The sequence below is a fragment of the Pseudomonas sp. MF4836 genome, assembly GCF_002018875.1.
Classification (GTDB): domain Bacteria; phylum Pseudomonadota; class Gammaproteobacteria; order Pseudomonadales; family Pseudomonadaceae; genus Aquipseudomonas.
In genome coordinates, this window is record NZ_MVOL01000018.1 from 78,636 (window position 1) to 95,770 (window position 17,135).

The following is a 17,135-nucleotide window of genomic DNA, read 5'->3' on the forward strand; positions in this document are numbered from 1 at the left end:
CTTAAGTCAGAAAGTATTGCAGCAAGTCATTGAGGAAGAGTTGTCCGCGGGCGGTTGCAGCCAGGCGTGACGGTTCGACCTGCAACAAGCCACTTTGTTCTGCCTGGCGCCGGGCGTCGGCGAGGCTTTCCAGGCTGAGCCCGGTGCGCTGCGCATAGAGCGCGGCATCGACGCCCTGGGTCAGGCGCAGGGCATTCATCAGGAACTCGAACGGCAGCTCCTCGTTGGCCAGGAGTTTGTCGCCGGCCTTGAACTGTTTGGCCGGGTTCAGGTAGTCCTTGGGCAGGCGGGTTTTCCAGGTGCGCACGATGCGCCCGTCCGGGTGGCTGAGCTTGCCGTGGGCGCCGGCGCCGATGCCGATGAAGTCGCCGAAGCTCCAGTAGTTCAGGTTATGCCGCGCTGCGCGGCCCGGCTGGGCGTAGGCCGAGACTTCGTACTGGGCGTAGCCATGCTCGGCGAGCAAGGCCTGGCCGGCTTCCTGGATATCCCACAGGGTGTCGTCTTCCGGCAGCACGGGTGGCTGGTTCCAGAATACGGTGTTGGGTTCCAGGGTCAGCTGGTACCAGGACAGGTGGGTCGGCTGCATGGCGATGGCCTGGCGCAGGTCGCCAAGGGCATCGTCCAGGGACTGATCGGGCAAACCGTGCATCAGGTCCAGGTTGAAGTTGTTGAAGCCGGCCAGGCGTGCCATATCGGCGGCGCGGATCGCTTCGGCGCCGTTGTGGATCCGTCCCAGGGCCTTGAGCTTGGCCTCCTGGAAGCTCTGGATGCCGATCGACAGCCGATTGATACCCAGGGCGCGGTAGGCGATGAACTTGTCCTGCTCGAAGGTCCCGGGGTTGGCTTCCAGGGTGATTTCGATATCGGCGGCAAAGCGGATGCGCTGCTCCACCCCCTTGAGCAAGCGGCCCAGGGCTTCGGCGCTGAACAGGCTCGGCGTGCCGCCGCCGAAGAAGATCGAACTCAGCTCGCGGCCGTAGACGGCGTGCAGGTCCTGGTCGAGGTCGGCCAGCAGGGCGTCGACGTACTCTTCTTCCGGCAGCACGGGGCTGGCGGTGTGGGAGTTGAAGTCGCAATACGGGCATTTGCGTACACACCACGGGATGTGGATGTACAGCGCCAGGGGCGGCAACAGGGGAAGGGCCGCCCGGGGCGTGGGCGCAGTGCCGAGAATCAGCGGCTGCGCGGGTGTCTGTGGGGTCATTTCAGGCCCAGACGCTGGCGCAGCAGATCCATTGCACGGGCGCGGTGGCTGATCTGGTTCTTGTCGCCCGGGGTCAGTTCGGCGCTGGAGCACTTGCGCTCCGGGACCCAGAACAGCGGATCGTAGCCAAAACCGTGCTCGCCGCTGGCCGCATGGAGGATGCTCCCGTGCCACAGGCCTTCGCAGAGGATCGGCAGCGGGTCGTCGGCATGCCGTACCAGCGCCAGGACGCAGACGAACTGCGCGCCGCGCTGTTCCTCGGGGACATCCTTGAGGGCCTCCAGCAGCTTGGCGTTGTTCGCCGCGTCGCCTTGGCCATCGGCATAGCGCGCCGAGTAGATGCCCGGTGCGCCGCCGAGGAAGTCCACCGCCAGGCCCGAATCGTCGGCCAGGGCCGGCAGGCCGGAAATACGCGCGGCATTGCGTGCCTTGAGAATGGCGTTCTCGACGAACGACAAACCGGTTTCTTCCGGCTCGATGCTGCTGAACTCGCCGATCGAGCGCAATTGCACCGATGCGCCGAGCATGGCCTGCAGTTCCTTGAGTTTGCCGGCGTTATGGCTGGCCAGTACGAGTTGCGTGAGGTTCATTATTCGCCCGGGAAAAGCTCTTGGTTAAAACTGAAGCTGTTGCTGTCGCCGCCAGTTTGAACGTTGATGGTGAAGGTTCGGGTTTCCTGCTGCTCGACCGGGAACTGGGCGATGTAGTAGATCGCGCCTTGTTCGGTGATTTGCTTGAAGCTCAGCGGGATGCTCTTGCTGGTCAGGTCCTTGACCGTGCCACTGACCTGGGCGACCAGCGGTTTGCCGGCCTTGATCACGGAAACGTTGATCACGCCCTGGTTCTTGCTGCGGATCAGCTCCGCGCTTTTGGCGATGTCCGGTTGCAGGTAGGTCGAGTTGAACGTGTTGTAGTGCACGGTGACGTCACCGAAGACTTCCTTGCGCTCGCCCTTGATGGCCTCGGCGCCCACGGCCGTGAAGCTCAGGCAGGCGGCCAATAGAAAAGTAACCAAGCGACCCATGATCGTTCTCCTTGCTGTGACGTGGATTAAACCGCGACCTTGTGGTCCGCAAGCCCCGGACTGCTGACGCGGTAGATGCCGATCTCTCCTAAGAGATTAGGCCATAGCTTACTGGCCCACCCATGACGGTGTTGTTGATCGACGGCAAGCCGATCGATGACCCGGGCTTCGCGTTCACGGCACAGCTCTTCGAAATCCTCGAAGGTGCAGAAGTGAATGTTCGGCGTGTTGTACCAGGTGTAGGGCAGGAACTCGGACACCGGCATCCGGCCTTTGCTCGCCAGGTACCAGCGGCAGCGCCAGTGGCCGAAGTTGGGGAAGGTGATGATGCACTGGCGGCCGACCCTGAGCATTTCGTCGAGGATCCGGTCCGGGTAGTGCACGGCCTGCAGGGCCTGGGTCATGACCACTACGTCGAAGCTGTTGCTGGCGAAGTTGCCCAGGCCCTTGTCCAGGTCCTGCTCGATGACGTTGATGCCCTTGGCCACGCACTGGGCAATGTTGTCCGGGTCGTTTTCCAGGCCGTAGCCGGTGACTTGCTTGTGGTCGCGCAGCCAGGTCAGCAGTTCGCCGTCGCCGCAGCCGAGGTCGAGCACGCGGCTGCCGGCGGGGATCCATTCCTGGATGATTTCCAGATCGGCTCTCATGCCGTCCTCCCCAAGTGATAGCGGCTCATATAAGCGCAATCCGATTCATGTAGTTGCTGAAGGCCTGCAAGTAACGCGGGATCGGGATCAAGAAGGCGTCGTGGCCCTGGGGCGCATCGATTTCCAGGTAGCAGACGTCTTTTTTCGCCGCCATCAGCGCGTCCACCAATTCCCGGGAGCGGGCCGGGGAGAAGCGCCAGTCGGTGGTGAAGGACATCACGCAGAACTTGGCGGTGGCGTTGGCGAAGGTTTTCGCCAGGTTATCGTCGAAGTTCGCCGCAGGATCGAAGTAGTCCAGCGCCTTGGTCATCAACAGATAGGTGTTGGCGTCGAAGCGTCCGGAGAACTCCTCGCCCTGGTAGCGCAGGTAGCTTTCGACCTGGAACTCGACACTGTGGAAGTCGTAGTTGAGCTTTTCGCTCTTCAGGCCACGGCCGAATTTTTCGCCCATGGAGTCGTCGGACAGGTAAGTGATGTGCCCGACCATGCGCGCCAGCATCAGGCCGCGCTTGGGGATCACCCCGTGTTCCTGGAACGATCCGCCGTGGAATTCGGGGTCGGTGAGGATCGCCTGGCGCGCCACTTCGTTGAAGGCAATATTCTGCGCCGACAACTTGGGCGCCGAGGCGATCGCCAGGCAGTGGCGTACCCGATCCGGGTAGGTGATGGTCCATTGCAGGGCCTGCATGCCGCCCAGGCTGCCGCCGATCACGGCGGCCCATTGCTGGATGCCGAGACGGTCGGCCAGCCGGGCCTGGCTGTGTACCCAGTCTTCCACGGTCAGTACCGGGAAGTCGGCACCGAAGGGCTTGCCGGTTTCCGGGTTGATGCTGCTGGGGCCGGTGGAGCCGTTGCAGCCGCCGAGGTTGTTCAGGCTGACCACGAAGAACTTGTTGGTGTCGATGGGCTTGCCGGGGCCGATGCAGCTGTCCCACCAGCCCGGCTTGCGGTCTTCGGCGCTGTGAAAGCCAGCAGCGTGATGATGGCCGGACAGGGCATGGCAGATCAGCACGGCATTGCTGGCCGTGGCGTTCAGTTCGCCATAGGTTTCGAAGATCAGGTCATAAGCCGGCAGCGAGCGACCGCAGGCCAGGGCCAGGGGATCGCTGAAGTGCGCCAGTTGCGGCGTGATCAGACCAACGGAATCGGGGGGAAAGGCAGTTGGCATCGACCCTGCTCTCATTTAAATGAGGCGTAAGTCTAAAGACCGCTGCCCCCAGCGGCAAGCAAAGGCCGGGCCTGATTATTTCGTGCGCTGTAGCCGCTGCCGAAGGCTCGGGCCGGGTTCGGGCGCTGGCTGTAACTGGTGTCGCGGGTGTGTCTGGCAAATTGAGGGTGTGGGTGCGGGGCAGCGCAGCCTCGCGGGCTTGGCAGCGGCTACAGGTGTGGACGCCGGAATCGAGGGTGCTGCGCAGAAACCGTACAGATCAGGTCGGGCGGGTCAGGTCGGGCAGGTCCGGGAGCTTTTTGGGGGCGTTGATCCGGACCCGCTTTTGCCGGTTCAGCTCGCCGCTGATCAGGCTGACCTGGCTTTTCGAAACGCCGAACGCCTTGGCCAGGAACGCCATCAGGTAGGCGTTGGCCTTGCCCTCGACGGGCGGCGCGGTCAGGCGGATTTTCAGCCGGTCACCATGCAGCCCGGCGAAGTCATCGCTGCGGGCCGCAGGTTGCAAGTGGCACTCCAGAATCAGGTCGTCACCGTCCCAGCGAAAGTAGCTCACCGGGTCAGATCAGCAGGCGCAGGATGTCCGGCATCATGGTCATCGCCGCCAGGTTGTTGATCACCAGCATGTCCAGCAGCTTGAGCACCATGAACGCCAGGATCGGCGAGATATCCAGGCCGCCCATGCTCGGCAGGATCTTGCGGAACGGCGCCAGGGCCGGCTCGCAGATCTGGTTCACCAGTTCAGCACCCGGGTTATGGCTGCCCGGAGCGACCCACGACAGGATCACGCTGATGATCAGGGCGAAGAAGAAGATCTTCAAAAACAGCGCGGTCACGCCAATGATCGACCAGATCAGCAGTTGCAGCGGGTTGCCGGTGGTGCCGTAGGTCAGCAGCAGGGTCAGTGCCATCAGTGCCAGTTGCACGATGATCGCCAGTACCAGCGACGACATGTCCAGCCCAAACAGGCTCGGGATGATCCGGCGCAGCGGCTTGAGCAGCGGCTGGGTGGCGCGCACGATGAACTGGCATAACGGGTTGTAGAAGTTGGCGCGGACCAGTTGCAGCACAAAACGCAGCAGCACGACCAGCAGGTACAGGCTGCCAAGGGTTTGCAGCACATACACCGCTGCAGTATTCAATCCAATCATCAGTGGCTCCTTTATTGGCCCAGTTGTTCGGCCATTTCGGCCGAGCGGTGCGCGGCGGCACCCAGTGCTTTTTCCACCAGGGCTTCGAAGCCCCCGGCCTGGAACGATTTGATGGCGGCTTCAGTGGTGCCGGCCGGCGAGGTGACACGACGGCGCAGCTCGGCGGCATCGACCTCGCTGGAGACGGCCATGTGCGCGGCGCCCAGGGCAGTTTGCAGGGTCAGCTTGGCGGCAATTTCCCGAGGCAGGCCGAGCTTCTCGCCGGCGGCGGTCATGGCTTCGATCAGCAGGAAGAAGTACGCCGGCCCACTGCCGGACACCGCAGTCACCGCGTCCAGTTGCTGTTCTTCATCAAGCCACAGGGCAATGCCGACGGCCGACAGCAACTCTTGGGCCTGCTGGCGCTGTTCGGCGCTCACCTGGGCGGTGGCGAACAGGCCGCTGACGCCCTGGCGCAGCAGCGCCGGCGTGTTGGGCATGCAGCGCACGATGGGCTGGGCGCCGAGCCAGTTGTTCATGCTGGCGCAGGTGATGCCGGCGGCGATTGAAACCACCAGTTGCGAAGCGCGAAGGCTTGGGCGCAAGGCCTCGCATACGGCCTTCATGGCCTGGGGCTTGACCGCCAGGACGATGACGTCGGCGCCCTGGACGGCCTCGGCGTTGTCAGCGAACACCTCAATGCCGTGTTCAGCCTGGACCCGGGCCCGGGTTTCGGCCCCCGGGTCGCTGGCGCGGATCTGCGCGGCGTCCAGGCCCTTGGCGCGCAGGCCCCCAATCAAGCTGGCAGCCATGTTGCCGGCGCCGATAAAGGCGATACGAGTCTTGCTCATGTCAGGTCCTTATAGAGAGGTAAGTCAGCCACGTCAGGGCTGGCCATAGTCGCGGGTACCAAACAGCGCGGTACCGATCCGCACCCAGGTGGCGCCTTGGGCGATGGCCGCTTCGAGGTCGTGGCTCATGCCCATGGAAAGTGTGTCGAGCGGCAGATTCAAACGCTGTTGCAGGTTGTTGTTCAGTGCCTGCACGGCAGCAAAGGCAGCATCCTGGGCGGCACGATCTTCGGTCGGCTCGGGTATCGCCATCAGCCCGCGCAGTTGCAGGCGCGGCAGGGCGCTGATGGCGCTGGCCAGGGCCGGCAGATCGGCCGGGGTGCAACCGGACTTGCTGGCCTCGCCGCTGACGTTGACCTGAATGCAGATATTCAACGGCGGCAGGTGTTCAGGCCGTTGCTCGGACAGGCGTTGTGCGATTTTCAGGCGATCCACGGAGTGCACCCAGTCGAAATGTTCAGCGATAGGTCGCGTCTTGTTCGATTGAATGGGGCCGATGAAGTGCCAACACAAGGGCAGGTCGGCCAGTTCGAGCTGTTTGCCCAGGGCTTCCTGCAGGTAGTTCTCGCCGAAGTCGCGCAAGCCGGCGGCGTGGGCTTCACGCAGGGCGGCGGCGGGTTTGGTCTTGCTCACGGCGAGCAGGTGAATGCTGTTTACATCTCGTTGCGAAGCCTGCGCCGCAGCGCGGATCCGCGCGCCGACCAGTGCGATGTTGTCTGCTATCGTGGACATTCAATGTGCGCCAGCGGGTCTTGGGGTTGCGGCATTCTACTGGAATTGGGAGGCACTATGGACATCCCTGAGTTGCTGGCCTTGTGCGTTGCACAGGGCGCGTCGGACTTGCACCTTAGCGCAGGTTTGCCGCCGATGCTGCGGGTTGATGGCGAGATTGTCCGCAGCGAGATGGCGGCGCTTGAGCCGCAGCAGGTGCAGGCCATGCTCCAGGGGCTGATGAGCGAGGCGCAGCGGGCGGAATTCGCGGCAACCCTTGACCTGGATTTTTCCTACGAACTGCCGGGAATCGGGCGTTTTCGGGTGAATGCCTTCCATCAAAGCCGCGGCGCTGCCGGGGTCTTGCGCGCCATTCCCGCGCAGGTGCCGAGTATGGAGCAGTTGGGGATGGGCGAAGTGTTTCGCCAGATTACCGCCTTACCCCATGGCCTGGTGCTGGTAACGGGGCCGACCGGGTCCGGCAAGTCCACCACCCTGGCAGCGATGATCGACCACCTCAATCAACACCGCCAACAACACATTCTCACCATCGAAGACCCCATCGAGTTCATCCATTCGCCCAGGCAGTGCCTGATCAACCAGCGCGAAGTCCTGCGTGATACCCGAAGTTTTGCCGCGGCGTTGCGCGCGGCCCTGCGCGAAGACCCGAATGTGATCCTGGTGGGCGAACTGCGGGACCTGGAAACCATTCGCCTGGCATTGACCGCCGCAGAGACCGGGCACCTGGTGTTCGGCACCCTGCACACCACCTCGGCGGCGAAAAGCATCGATCGGCTGGTGGACGTGTTTCCGGCCCAGGAGAAGGCCCTGGTGCGTTCGATGCTGGCCGAGTCGCTGCAGGCGGTGATCGCCCAGGTGCTGGTCAAGCGCATCGGCGGTGGGCGGGTGGCGGCGCACGAAATCATGCTCGGCAGCCCGGCGATCCGTAACCTGATCCGCGAAGACAAGGTGGCGCAGATGTATTCGGCGATCCAGACCGGCGGCGCGGTGGGCATGCGCACCCTGGACATGAGCTTGAAGGCGCTGCTGAGTGCGGGGCTGATCAGCCCGGAACATGCTCGGGAGAAGGCCCGGACGCCGCAGGGGCTGTGAGCGAGGGATTTTGTGCGGCGCCAGAAACGCCATCGCCGGCAAGGCGACCCCGGCAAGGCCATGAGACCTGTAGGGGCCGGCTTGCCGGCGATAGAGGTATTGCGTTCGGGCTGGCGGTCAGCGCTGAACCACACGCAGTGCGTTCTGCTCTTTAGGCAGGACGCGCTTGGCAACCACGTAGTGGTTATCCCAGTACGGCTTTTTCAGGGTGTCGATCGACACGGCCTTGCCACGGCGCGGGGCGTGGATAAAGCGGTCATTGCCCAGGTAGATGGCAACGTGGTTGACCTTGCGGCTCTTGATGTTGAAAAACAGCAGGTCGCCCGGCTTGAGGTCCTTGCGCTCGACCTTCTGCCCGTGGCCGCTGGCCATGGCATTGGACGTGCGAGGCAGATCCACCGCTGCCACATCATTAAACGCGTATTTCACCAGCCCGCTGCAATCGAAGCCTTTACTTGGGCTGCTGCCGCCCCAACGATAGGGAGTACCCAGGACGTTGACGGCGCGACTCAGTACGTTGCTGCTCTGCTTGGTCGCCATTTGCGGGACCAGCTTGCTGTCGGCCTTGCTCAGGTGAGTCGGGCCCTTGATGCTTTGCTTGTTCTTGGCGGTTACCGGCGAAACATGGGATTTCGGGGTGTAACCGTTAATGTTGGGAAGACGTTGCTCACGGTTGGTGGCGTGGGCGGCCAGTGGCATTAATAGGCAAATGGTTAGCCATGTCTTGAAAAATGGACGCATTAGGCAAGGCTCTTATGGGTTAGCGCGCAACTTTATAACAGCTTTTTTGTCTGTTCCGAGGCCGTTTGTCGATTCAACCTGGAGGTCAACTTCTGCAAAGTAGCGGCAAATTGACGCAATTGTCCGTCAGAACTCAGGCGGTACGGGGCTTTGGCGGGAGGGACTTTAACATTTCCCATACGTCGGCAGCCTGTAAAAAAGTCACAAAGAATTAAAGAATATTTATCTATTGCGTGGAATGAGGTCATCAATGAACACCTATCGTCAGGATGTTTCACCGCAGGACACCCACAGCAAGGTGATTGGTTATCTGTTGTGGATTTTCGGTTTTACCGGTGCGCACCGCTTTTATTACGGCAAGCCGGTGACCGGTACGATCTGGTTTTTCACCTTGGGCTTATTGGGGATTGGCTGGCTGATCGACCTGTTCCTGATTCCGGCCATGGACCGTGAAGCGGACCTGCGGTTTACCGCCGGCCCGGTCGAATACAGCGTGGCCTGGGTGCTGCTGACCTTTCTCGGGGTGTTTGGCGTGCATCGCATGTACCAGGGCAAATGGATCAGTGGCCTGTTGTACCTGCTGACAGGCGGGCTGTTCTTCCTGGGTGTGCTCTACGACTTCTGGACCCTGAACGATCAGGTCTCCCTGGAAAACGCCAAGCGGCGTTAACCTGACTCAAACAGCGGCTACAACCTGTAGCCGCTGTCGAGTCGTGCGAGGCTGCGCTGGCCCTCTGCATCAACCAGCACCCACCTGCCACACCACCGCGCCTACAGTCACGCCTGGTAGCTGATGCGCCCATCCACCAGGGTGTAGCGCACCATGCCGGGCAGGCTGTGGCCGAGGAACGGGCAGTTTTCGCCTTTGGACAGCCAGTGTTCACCGGCCACGGTGGAGCTGGTCGGGTCGAACAGCACCAGGTCGGCCGGGGCGCCTACCGCGAGCTTGCCGGCAGGCAGGCGCAGGGCATCGGCCGGGCCGGCACTGAGGCGGGCGAGCAGGGTCGGCAGGTCCAGCAAGCCATCTTCCACCAGGGTCAGAGCCAGTGGCAGCAATAGCTCGACGCTGCTGATGCCCGGCTCGGTGGCGCCGAACGGCGCCAGCTTGGCGTCGCGCTCGTGGGGTTGGTGGTGGCTGGAAATGGCCTGGACCACCCCGGATTTCACCGCCTCACGCAGCCCGTCGCGGTCCGCCCGCGAACGCAGGGGCGGCTGCACGTGATACAGGCTGGAGAAGTCGATCAAGGCTTCATCCGTCAGGATCAGCTGATACAGCGCCACATCGGCAGTCACCGGCAGGCCGCGAGCCTGGGCCTGGGCGATCAGCGCCACACCCCGGGCGCTGGTCAGCTGGCTGAAGTGCGCGCGTACGCCGCTTTGCTCCACCAGCAGCAGGTCCCGGGCCAGGGCCACGGTTTCTGCGGTCTCTGGAATCCCCGGCAAGCCGAGGAAGCTGGCGGTGGCGCCTTCGTGGGCCAGGCCGCCTTCGGCCAGGTCGCGGTCCTGGGAGTGGAAAATCACGGTCAGGTCGAAGGTTGCAGCGTATTCCAGGGCACGGCACAGGGTGCGGGTGCTGCGAAAGCTCTCCAGGCCATTGCCGAACGCCACGCAGCCGGCGTCGCGCAACGCGATGAGTTCTGCAAGCTGCTCGCCTTCCAGGCCTTTGCTCAGGGCGCCGATGGGGAACACCTTGGTATTGCCGGCTTCGCGAGCACGGTCGAGGATCAGCTCGGTCACCGCCGAGGTGTCCAGCACCGGTTTGGTGTGCGGTGGGCAGCACAGGCTGGTGACGCCACCGGCAGCAGCAGCCCGGGTTTCGCTGGCGATGCTGCCTTTGCGGCTGTAGCCCGGTTCGCGCAGGGCGACACTCAGGTCCACCAGCCCGGGGGCGGCCACCAGGCCTTTGGCGTCGATGCGTTGGGTGGCGTTGAAATCGGCCGGGGCAGCGCCAATGGCGACGATCTTGCCGGCTTCCAGGTGCAAATCAGTGACTTGATCCAGCCCGCTGCTTGGATCTATGACGCGGGCGCCGAGAATGCTGAGCTTCACTGGGCGTTCTCCTGCTCGAATTGTCGCTGGGCGGTCTGCCCGCTCATGGCCATGGACAGTACGGCCATGCGTACCGCGATGCCGTAGGTCACCTGGTTGAGAATCACCGAATGCGGGCCGTCGGCCACCGCCGATTCGATCTCCACGCCGCGGTTGATCGGGCCCGGGTGCATGACGATGGCGTCCGGCTTGGCTCCGGCCAGGCGCGCGGTGGTCAGGCCGAACAGGCGGTAGAACTCGCCTTCGCTGGGCAGCAGGCCGCCCTGCATGCGCTCGCGTTGCAGGCGCAGCATGATCACCACGTCGACATCCTTCAGGCCTTCGGTCATGTCGGTGTAGACCTTGACCCCGTACTGCTCGATGCCGATCGGCAGCAGGGTCTTGGGCGCGATCACCCGGATGTCCGGGCAACCGAGGGTCTTGAGGGCCAGCATGTTCGAACGAGCCACCCGCGAGTGCAGGATGTCGCCGACGATGGCCACCGACAGGTTCCCGAAGCCGCCCTTGTGCCGGCGGATGGTCAGCATGTCGAGCATGCCCTGGGTCGGGTGCGCGTGCCGGCCGTCGCCGCCGTTGATGATCGCCACTTGCGGGCACACGTGTTCGGCGATGAAGTGCGCGGCGCCGGAGTCGCCGTGGCGCACCACGAACATGTCGGCGGCCATGGCTTCCAGGTTGCGCAGGGTGTCGAGCAGGGTTTCACCCTTGCTCGCCGAGGAGGTGGACACGTTCAGCGTGATCACGTCCGCCGACAGGCGCTGGGCCGCCAGTTCGAAGGTGGTGCGGGTACGGGTGGAGTTTTCGAAGAACACGTTGCACACGGTCTTGCCGCGCAGCAACGGGACTTTTTTCACCGCCCGGGCGCCGACTTCAAGGAACGAGTCGGCGGTGTCGAGGATTTCTGTCAGCAGCTCGCGGCGCAGGCCGTCGAGCGACAGGAAGTGGCGCAGCTGGCCCTGATCATTGAGCTGCAGCGGGCGCTTGGCGTCTGGAGGCGTCATCGCAATGGACTCTTTAAAGGGGCGTGTCAAAGGGCGAGGTCTTGCAGTTCGAGTTGCAGTGGCGCGGGGCCGGACAATTTTACCCGCTCATGGGCGGCCAGCGACAAGGTCGCACCCACCACATTCGGGCGGATCGGCAGTTCGCCGGCGTCCAGGTCCAGCAGGCAGACCAGGGTCACGCTGGCCGGGCGGCCGTAATCGAACAGTTCGTTGAGGGCGGCGCGGATGGTCCGGCCGCTCATCAACACGTCATCGATCAGCACCAGGTGCTGGCCTTCAATCTCGAACGGCAGCTCCGAAGGCCGCACTTGCGGGTGCAGGCCGTTCTGGCTGAAGTCATCGCGATAGAACGACACATCCAGCGTGCCCAACGGCGAGTCGCTGCCCAGCGCTTCCAGCAGGGCCTGGGCGACCCAGACACCACCGGTGCGAATGCCGATATAGCGCGGCTCGCTGATCTTGCGCTTGGCCAGGTGGGCGTTGAGATCAGCGGCCATCTGGCTGATCAGTTCGACGGGATTGGGCAGGCTCATGGTTGCTCCTTCGTGGGCCCGCGCCCGGCTGCGTGGAGCCGGGTGCGGAGTCTTACGGCTGGTGTTGTGGCCAGGAGGCGTGTGGCTGGGGCAGCCACGCATCTTCAGGATCGGGCGGTTCAGTGTTCGAGCAAGGCTGCGTTTTCGTCGAGCCAGCCTTGCAGCAGCAGGGCGGCGGCGATGGCGTCGACCGGGTTGTCGCGGTAGCTGCCCTTTTGCCCACCCCGGGTCAGGCGTTCGCCCTTGGCCTCGAAGGTGGTCAGGCGTTCATCGTGGGTATAGAAGGGCAGGTTGTAGCGGCCGTTGAGGCGCCGGGCGAACTTTTCGGCGCGCACGCACATGTCGCTGGGGCTGCCGTCCATATTCAGCGGCAGGCCGACGACTACGGCGTCGGGCTTCCATTCCTTGATCAGGGCTTCGACCTGATTCCAGTCGGGAATGCCGTTCTGCGCCTTCAGCGTGCACAGCTCGCGGGCCTGGGCGGTGATCGCCTGGCCGACGGCGACGCCGATCTGTTTGGTGCCGTAGTCGAAACCGAGGATCAGTCGCAAGGCCATCAGGCGTGCCCCGCCTGGCTGGTGAGCAGGTTGAGGTTGATCCCCAGGTGCCGCGCGGCCGCTTCCAGGCGCAGTTCGCTGCTGGTGTTGAACAGGATGTCGGCATCGAACGGGCAGGTCAGCCAGGCGTTGTCGGCCAGTTCGGCCTCCAGTTGCCCGGCTTCCCAGCCGGCGTAGCCCAGGGCGATCAGGCTTTTCTGCGGGCCTTCACCGTCGGCGATGGCGAACAGCACGTCCTGGGAGGTGGACAGCGCCAGGCCTTCGAGCTCGACCGTGGCCTGGAAGGTCAGGCCGCTGGGGTGCAGGACAAAACCGCGATCGGTCTGCACCGGGCCGCCGCTGAAAATCGGCACGTGCTCGCACAGCAGTGGCGTTTCAACATCGGGGCGCAGTTGCTCGAGAATGTCGGCAAGGCTCAGTTCCTGCGGGCGATTGACTACCAGCCCCATGGCGCCATTGGCGTTGTGCTCGACGATGTAAGTCAAGGTGTGCGCAAAGTTCGGGTCGGCCATATGGGGCATGGCGATCAGGAAGTGATGCTTGAGGTAACTGGGGCTGACGTTTTTCATGTGCGCTAGTGTGGCGTTGGAGGGGCAAACTGACAAGCTGGTGATCACTGCGGTTGGCCCGGTGGCGTGGGGCCAGCTGCTGCCTTCGGTCCGAAGTGCCGGGTCGAGGGCGAGCAGGCTCCCTGGCCACGGACAGGGCGTCAGTTGCTGGAAAGCTTGTCGCCCCGGGCAAACTTCCAGGTGCGAATGATTTCCAGGCGGTCGATATCCGACAGGTCACCGGTAAAAGGGGCAAAAGGCGCGGCCAGGCGCACGATGCGTTGCGCCGCCTGGTCCAGCAGCGGCTGGCCGGACGACTCCAGCACCAGCACTTCATACAGCGAGCCGTCGCGGTTGATCGAGACCATCAGTCGCAGGTTGCCGTAAATCTGCTTGCGCCGGGCTTCCTCGGGGTAATTGAGGTTGCCGATGCGCTCGACCTTCTTGCGCCATTCGTCCTTATACCAGGCGCCCTTGTCGCGCATGGTCGAGGCCGCGCTCAGGCGGTGGATGCGCGGGCGCTTGGCATACAGCTGCTGCTCATTGGCCAGTTCGGCTTCGAGGCTGGAGATCTCGCTGGACAGCTGCGAGCTGTCGAAGGTCGGCGCCGCAGGCTTGGGCGCGGCTTCGGTCTTGACCTCTTCGCGCTTGGTGACGGTCTTTTTCGGTTTTGGCGCGGTGGTGGCGACGGCGGCCTTGGGCGCGGCTTCCTTGACCTCGGGCTTGGCGGCGGGCGGCGGCGTGACCTTGTTCACCTGGTTGTCCTGGAACGGCGCAACCTCGGTGGTCTTGGGGATCGCCTTCTTGTCCAGGGTGCCGCTGCCCTGCTGGTTGTCCTGGGCCAGGAAATCGGCCTTCTTCGGCTTGGTCTCGCTTTTGAAGGTGGCGAGGGTGATTTCCAGGGTCTTGGTGATCTGCTTGGGTTCGGCGAAGGAGAAGCCCAGGCCGAGAATCAGCGCCAGGTGCAGGAGGGCGGCGAGAAACAGGGTGAAACCGAGACGATCAGCCGCACGCACACCGCTATGCGCGAGCTCGGGAGGGAGGTCGAGGGGCAGGTCGGACGGGAGTGTCATCGGTTCAACATCACAGGAGGCATCACAAAACCAACATCGCGCGTTTCACAGGCGGCGCATGATAACGCAATGTTGGTTTCAAGCTGCGAGCTTCAAGCGACAAGCGACAGGCTGTACATGATCCACATCAAGCTTGTGGCTTGCGGCTTGCCACTTGCAGCTTGGCCTCGATGGCATCCATCAGCAGCGCACCGATGTTGGTGCCAAACGCATTGTCGATTTCGCGGATGCAGGTCGGGCTGGTGACGTTGATTTCCGTCAGGTGCTCGCCGATCACATCCAGGCCGACGAACAGCAGGCCTTTCTCCCGCAGGGTTGGGCCGACCTGAGCGGCAATCCAGCGGTCCTTGTCGGTCAGCGGGCGGGCTTCGCCACGTCCGCCGGCGGCAAGGTTGCCCCGGGTTTCACCGGCGGCCGGGATTCGCGCCAGGCAATAAGGCACCGGCTCGCCGTCGATCATCAAGATGCGCTTGTCGCCATCCTTGATCGCCGGCAGGTAGGCCTGGCCCATGATCTGCTGGGCGCCCAGGGCGGTCAGGGTTTCCAGGATCACCGACAGGTTCGGGTCGCCGGCGCGGTGGCGGAAGATCGAGGTGCCGCCCATGCCGTCCAGGGGCTTGAGGATCACGTCGCCATGTTGCGCGGCAAATTCACGCAGCACGTCCGCGCGGCGGCTGACCACGGTCGGCGGCGTGCACTGCGGGAACAGCGTGGCGAACAGCTTCTCGTTGCAGTCGCGCAGGCTCTGCGGCTTGTTGACCACCAGCACTCCGGCGCGCTCGGCCTGCTCCAGCAGGTAGGTGGAGTAGACGAACTCCATGTCGAACGGCGGGTCCTTGCGCATCAGGATGACGTCCAGATCGCTCAGCGGGCTGTCGATTTCGTCTTGCAGCTCGAACCATTTTTCCGGGTTGGCAAAGACTTGCAGCGGACGCATGCGTGCCCGTGCCTCGCCCGCGCCCTGGTAGAGGTCGCGCTGTTCCATGTAGAACAGGGTCCAGCCGCGGGCCTGGGCGGCCAGCAGCATGGCCAGCGAGCTGTCCTTTTTATAGGAGATGCTGGCGATAGGGTCCATGACAATCCCGACGCGAACGCTCATGGGCTGTTTCCTCGAAAATTTAGTGGGCGCAATGGCTTGAAAAAGTGGCGTCAGAGTGGCGCTCGGGCGGTTCCCGGTCAAGGAAAAACCGCCTTGCCGGTCGGCCGATAGATTGCATTCTGAGAGTATGCTAAAAAGGCTCGCATGCCGCGCCCAGGCCTTGAACATCAAGGGTTTGGGGCTTTACCAGGCGGTACCGGCATTAAATCGATTCGCTGTGGCGATGGTAGAGCAGAATATGGAACAGCATTCCAGCGCCTTGAAGGTGATGGTGATCGATGACTCGAAGACGATTCGCCGCACGGCTGAAACGCTGCTCAAGAACGTGGGCTGTGAAGTCATCACTGCGGTTGACGGTTTCGAGGCCCTGGCCAAGATTGCCGATCATCACCCCGGGATCATTTTTGTCGACATCATGATGCCGCGCCTCGATGGCTATCAGACCTGCGCCCTGATCAAGAACAACAGTGCCTTCAAGTCCACGCCGGTGATTATGCTGTCCTCCAAGGACGGTCTGTTCGACAAGGCCAAGGGCCGCATCGTCGGTTCCGACCAGTTTTTGACCAAGCCCTTTAGCAAGGAAGAACTGCTGAACGCGATCAAGGCCCATGTCCCGGGCTTCGCCGCAGTAGAACAAGCACATTGACGTTCAGCCAAGGGGCCGAACGCCTATTCGTATGGGGAAGACCATGGCACGTATTCTGATCGTCGATGATTCGCCGACTGAAATGTACAAACTGACCGGCATGCTGGAAAAGCACGGTCATGAAGTCCTCAAGGCCGAAAACGGCGCGGACGGCGTCGCCCTGGCCCGCCAGGAAAAACCCGACGCGGTGCTGATGGATATCGTCATGCCAGGCCTCAATGGCTTCCAGGCGACCCGCCAGCTGACCAAGGACGCCGAAACCAGCCATATCCCGGTGATCATCATCACCACCAAGGATCAGGAGACCGACAAGGTCTGGGGCACCCGCCAGGGCGCCAAGGACTACCTGACCAAGCCGGTGGATGAAGAAACCCTGATCAAGACCCTGAACAACGTTCTGGCCGGCTGACGGCCAGCGCCATGGCCGAGTCGCAAACCGCGTTCGAGCTGCTGCTCGATATCGATCGGCGCTGCCGCCTGCTGGCGGCGGACCTGCCGTCCCAGGAAACCCGCCAGCACAGCTGGAGCGGGATCGGCTTTCGCATCGGTGAGCAGTGGTACGTGGCGCCCATGGGCGAAGTCAGCGAAGTCCTGCATGAACCGCGCTACACCGTCCTGCCCGGGGTGAAATCCTGGGTCAAGGGCGTGGCCAATCTGCGGGGGCGGCTGCTGCCGGTCATGGACCTGTGCGGTTTCCTCGGCCATGAGCTCTCGGCACTGCGCAAGCAACGTCGGGTGCTGGTGGTCGAGCACAAAGAGGTGTTTGCTGGGCTGATGGTGGATGAAGTCGTCGGCATGCAGCATTTTGCCCAGGACAGCCTGCAAGCCAGCGTGACCGAGCCGGCCCAGGGGGCGATCGCGCCCTACCTGCAAGGCCGTTTCGAGCGCGACCAGGTGTGGCAGGTGTTCAGCCCCTTTGCCCTGGCCGGTTCCTCGGGATTTATGGATGTAGCGCCGTGAACCGCCAGGCATCGCCGCCGCGGGGCCCGTCATGAGCGCTGTGCACTTACAACGCGGGCATGCTCGCTCGCCACAGGCCTGAT

General features: G+C 63.3%; 22 protein-coding genes. 5 read left to right on the plus strand and 17 right to left on the minus strand.

Going from position 1 to position 17,135, the window contains the following annotated elements; all coding sequences use genetic code 11:
* Position 1: 1 nt before the first annotated feature.
* The 9 genes from hemW to MF4836_RS30860 form a co-directional block, all read right to left on the minus strand.
* A complete protein-coding gene (gene hemW / locus MF4836_RS30820; RefSeq protein WP_078473526.1) occupies positions 2–1,204 on the minus strand; it encodes a radical SAM family heme chaperone HemW in 1,203 nt (400 codons plus the stop codon).
* Complete coding sequence (gene rdgB / locus MF4836_RS30825) at positions 1,201–1,797, minus strand: RdgB/HAM1 family non-canonical purine NTP pyrophosphatase (RefSeq protein ID WP_078473527.1); 597 nt, start codon at positions 1,795–1,797, stop codon at positions 1,201–1,203. Before rdgB ends, hemW begins: the two co-directional genes overlap by 4 nt.
* Positions 1,794–2,228 carry a DUF4426 domain-containing protein gene (locus tag MF4836_RS30830; protein ID WP_020295813.1) on the minus strand — a complete coding sequence of 145 codons (435 nt, stop codon included), beginning with the start codon at positions 2,226–2,228 and terminating at the stop codon, positions 1,794–1,796. Before MF4836_RS30830 ends, rdgB begins: the two co-directional genes overlap by 4 nt.
* Before the next feature lie 26 nt (positions 2,229–2,254).
* Positions 2,255–2,875 (minus strand): methionine biosynthesis protein MetW, encoded by a 621-nt coding sequence (metW, locus tag MF4836_RS30835; protein WP_078473528.1) that lies wholly within the window; start codon positions 2,873–2,875, stop codon positions 2,255–2,257.
* A gap of 25 nt (positions 2,876–2,900) precedes the next feature.
* Entirely contained in the window at positions 2,901–4,043 is a 1,143-nt protein-coding gene (metX, locus tag MF4836_RS30840) for a homoserine O-succinyltransferase MetX (protein ID WP_078473529.1), read from the minus strand.
* 259 nt (positions 4,044–4,302) lie between these two features.
* Complete coding sequence (locus MF4836_RS30845) at positions 4,303–4,596, minus strand: DUF167 domain-containing protein (RefSeq protein ID WP_078473530.1); 294 nt, start codon at positions 4,594–4,596, stop codon at positions 4,303–4,305.
* Positions 4,597–4,600: 4 nt separating this feature from the next.
* Positions 4,601–5,191, minus strand: a complete 591-nt coding sequence (locus MF4836_RS30850; protein ID WP_078473531.1) for a YggT family protein — start codon at positions 5,189–5,191, stop codon at positions 4,601–4,603.
* A gap of 11 nt (positions 5,192–5,202) precedes the next feature.
* Positions 5,203–6,021, minus strand: coding sequence for a pyrroline-5-carboxylate reductase (proC, locus tag MF4836_RS30855; protein WP_078473532.1), 819 nt, complete (start codon positions 6,019–6,021; stop codon positions 5,203–5,205).
* A 33-nt stretch (positions 6,022–6,054) separates the two neighbouring features.
* Positions 6,055–6,753 carry a YggS family pyridoxal phosphate-dependent enzyme gene (locus MF4836_RS30860; RefSeq protein WP_078473533.1) on the minus strand — a complete coding sequence of 233 codons (699 nt, stop codon included), beginning with the start codon at positions 6,751–6,753 and terminating at the stop codon, positions 6,055–6,057.
* 57 nt (positions 6,754–6,810) lie between these two features.
* Here MF4836_RS30860 and MF4836_RS30865 point away from each other — a divergent pair, with 57 nt between their 5' ends.
* Positions 6,811–7,845, plus strand: a complete 1,035-nt coding sequence (locus MF4836_RS30865) for a type IV pilus twitching motility protein PilT (RefSeq protein ID WP_078473534.1) — start codon at positions 6,811–6,813, stop codon at positions 7,843–7,845.
* A 117-nt stretch (positions 7,846–7,962) separates the two neighbouring features.
* Here the strand turns inward: MF4836_RS30865 and MF4836_RS30870 are convergent, their stop codons facing one another.
* Positions 7,963–8,586 (minus strand): C40 family peptidase, encoded by a 624-nt coding sequence (locus MF4836_RS30870; protein WP_078473535.1) that lies wholly within the window; start codon positions 8,584–8,586, stop codon positions 7,963–7,965.
* Positions 8,587–8,836: 250 nt separating this feature from the next.
* Between MF4836_RS30870 and MF4836_RS30875 the strand changes: the two genes are divergently transcribed.
* Positions 8,837–9,256: an NINE protein gene (locus MF4836_RS30875; protein WP_078473536.1), complete on the plus strand. Its 420-nt coding sequence runs from the start codon at positions 8,837–8,839 to the stop codon at positions 9,254–9,256.
* A gap of 107 nt (positions 9,257–9,363) precedes the next feature.
* On the opposite strand, the gene MF4836_RS30880 is transcribed toward MF4836_RS30875, so the two are convergent.
* The 7 genes from MF4836_RS30880 to gshB form a co-directional block, all read right to left on the minus strand.
* Positions 9,364–10,635 (minus strand): dihydroorotase, encoded by a 1,272-nt coding sequence (locus MF4836_RS30880; protein WP_078473537.1) that lies wholly within the window; start codon positions 10,633–10,635, stop codon positions 9,364–9,366.
* On the minus strand, positions 10,632–11,636 hold the full coding sequence (locus MF4836_RS30885) for an aspartate carbamoyltransferase catalytic subunit (RefSeq protein ID WP_078473538.1): 1,005 nt from the start codon (positions 11,634–11,636) through the stop codon (positions 10,632–10,634). Before MF4836_RS30885 ends, MF4836_RS30880 begins: the two co-directional genes overlap by 4 nt.
* Before the next feature lie 26 nt (positions 11,637–11,662).
* Positions 11,663–12,169, minus strand: a complete 507-nt coding sequence (pyrR, locus tag MF4836_RS30890) for a bifunctional pyr operon transcriptional regulator/uracil phosphoribosyltransferase PyrR (protein WP_020295801.1) — start codon at positions 12,167–12,169, stop codon at positions 11,663–11,665.
* A 119-nt stretch (positions 12,170–12,288) separates the two neighbouring features.
* Positions 12,289–12,726, minus strand: coding sequence for a Holliday junction resolvase RuvX (gene ruvX / locus MF4836_RS30895; RefSeq protein WP_020295800.1), 438 nt, complete (start codon positions 12,724–12,726; stop codon positions 12,289–12,291).
* Positions 12,726–13,295: a YqgE/AlgH family protein gene (locus MF4836_RS30900; RefSeq protein WP_020295799.1), complete on the minus strand. Its 570-nt coding sequence runs from the start codon at positions 13,293–13,295 to the stop codon at positions 12,726–12,728. The genes ruvX and MF4836_RS30900 overlap by 1 nt, the downstream gene beginning before the upstream one ends.
* 140 nt (positions 13,296–13,435) lie before the next feature.
* The gene (locus MF4836_RS30905) at positions 13,436–14,347 is read right to left on the minus strand and encodes an energy transducer TonB (protein WP_078473539.1); all 912 of its coding nucleotides are present in this window, start codon (positions 14,345–14,347) and stop codon (positions 13,436–13,438) included.
* Between the two features lie 127 nt (positions 14,348–14,474).
* The gene (gshB, locus tag MF4836_RS30910) at positions 14,475–15,446 is read right to left on the minus strand and encodes a glutathione synthase (RefSeq protein ID WP_078473540.1); all 972 of its coding nucleotides are present in this window, start codon (positions 15,444–15,446) and stop codon (positions 14,475–14,477) included.
* A 238-nt stretch (positions 15,447–15,684) separates the two neighbouring features.
* Between gshB and pilG the strand changes: the two genes are divergently transcribed.
* The 3 genes from pilG to MF4836_RS30925 are packed head-to-tail and all read left to right on the plus strand — an operon-like array spanning position 15,685 to position 17,052.
* A complete protein-coding gene (pilG, locus tag MF4836_RS30915) occupies positions 15,685–16,092 on the plus strand; it encodes a twitching motility response regulator PilG (protein WP_020295796.1) in 408 nt (135 codons plus the stop codon).
* Between the two features lie 43 nt (positions 16,093–16,135).
* Entirely contained in the window at positions 16,136–16,501 is a 366-nt protein-coding gene (pilH, locus tag MF4836_RS30920) for a twitching motility response regulator PilH (RefSeq protein WP_020295795.1), read from the plus strand.
* Between the two features lie 11 nt (positions 16,502–16,512).
* Positions 16,513–17,052 (plus strand): chemotaxis protein CheW, encoded by a 540-nt coding sequence (locus tag MF4836_RS30925; RefSeq protein WP_078473541.1) that lies wholly within the window; start codon positions 16,513–16,515, stop codon positions 17,050–17,052.
* Positions 17,053–17,135: the final 83 nt, after the last annotated feature.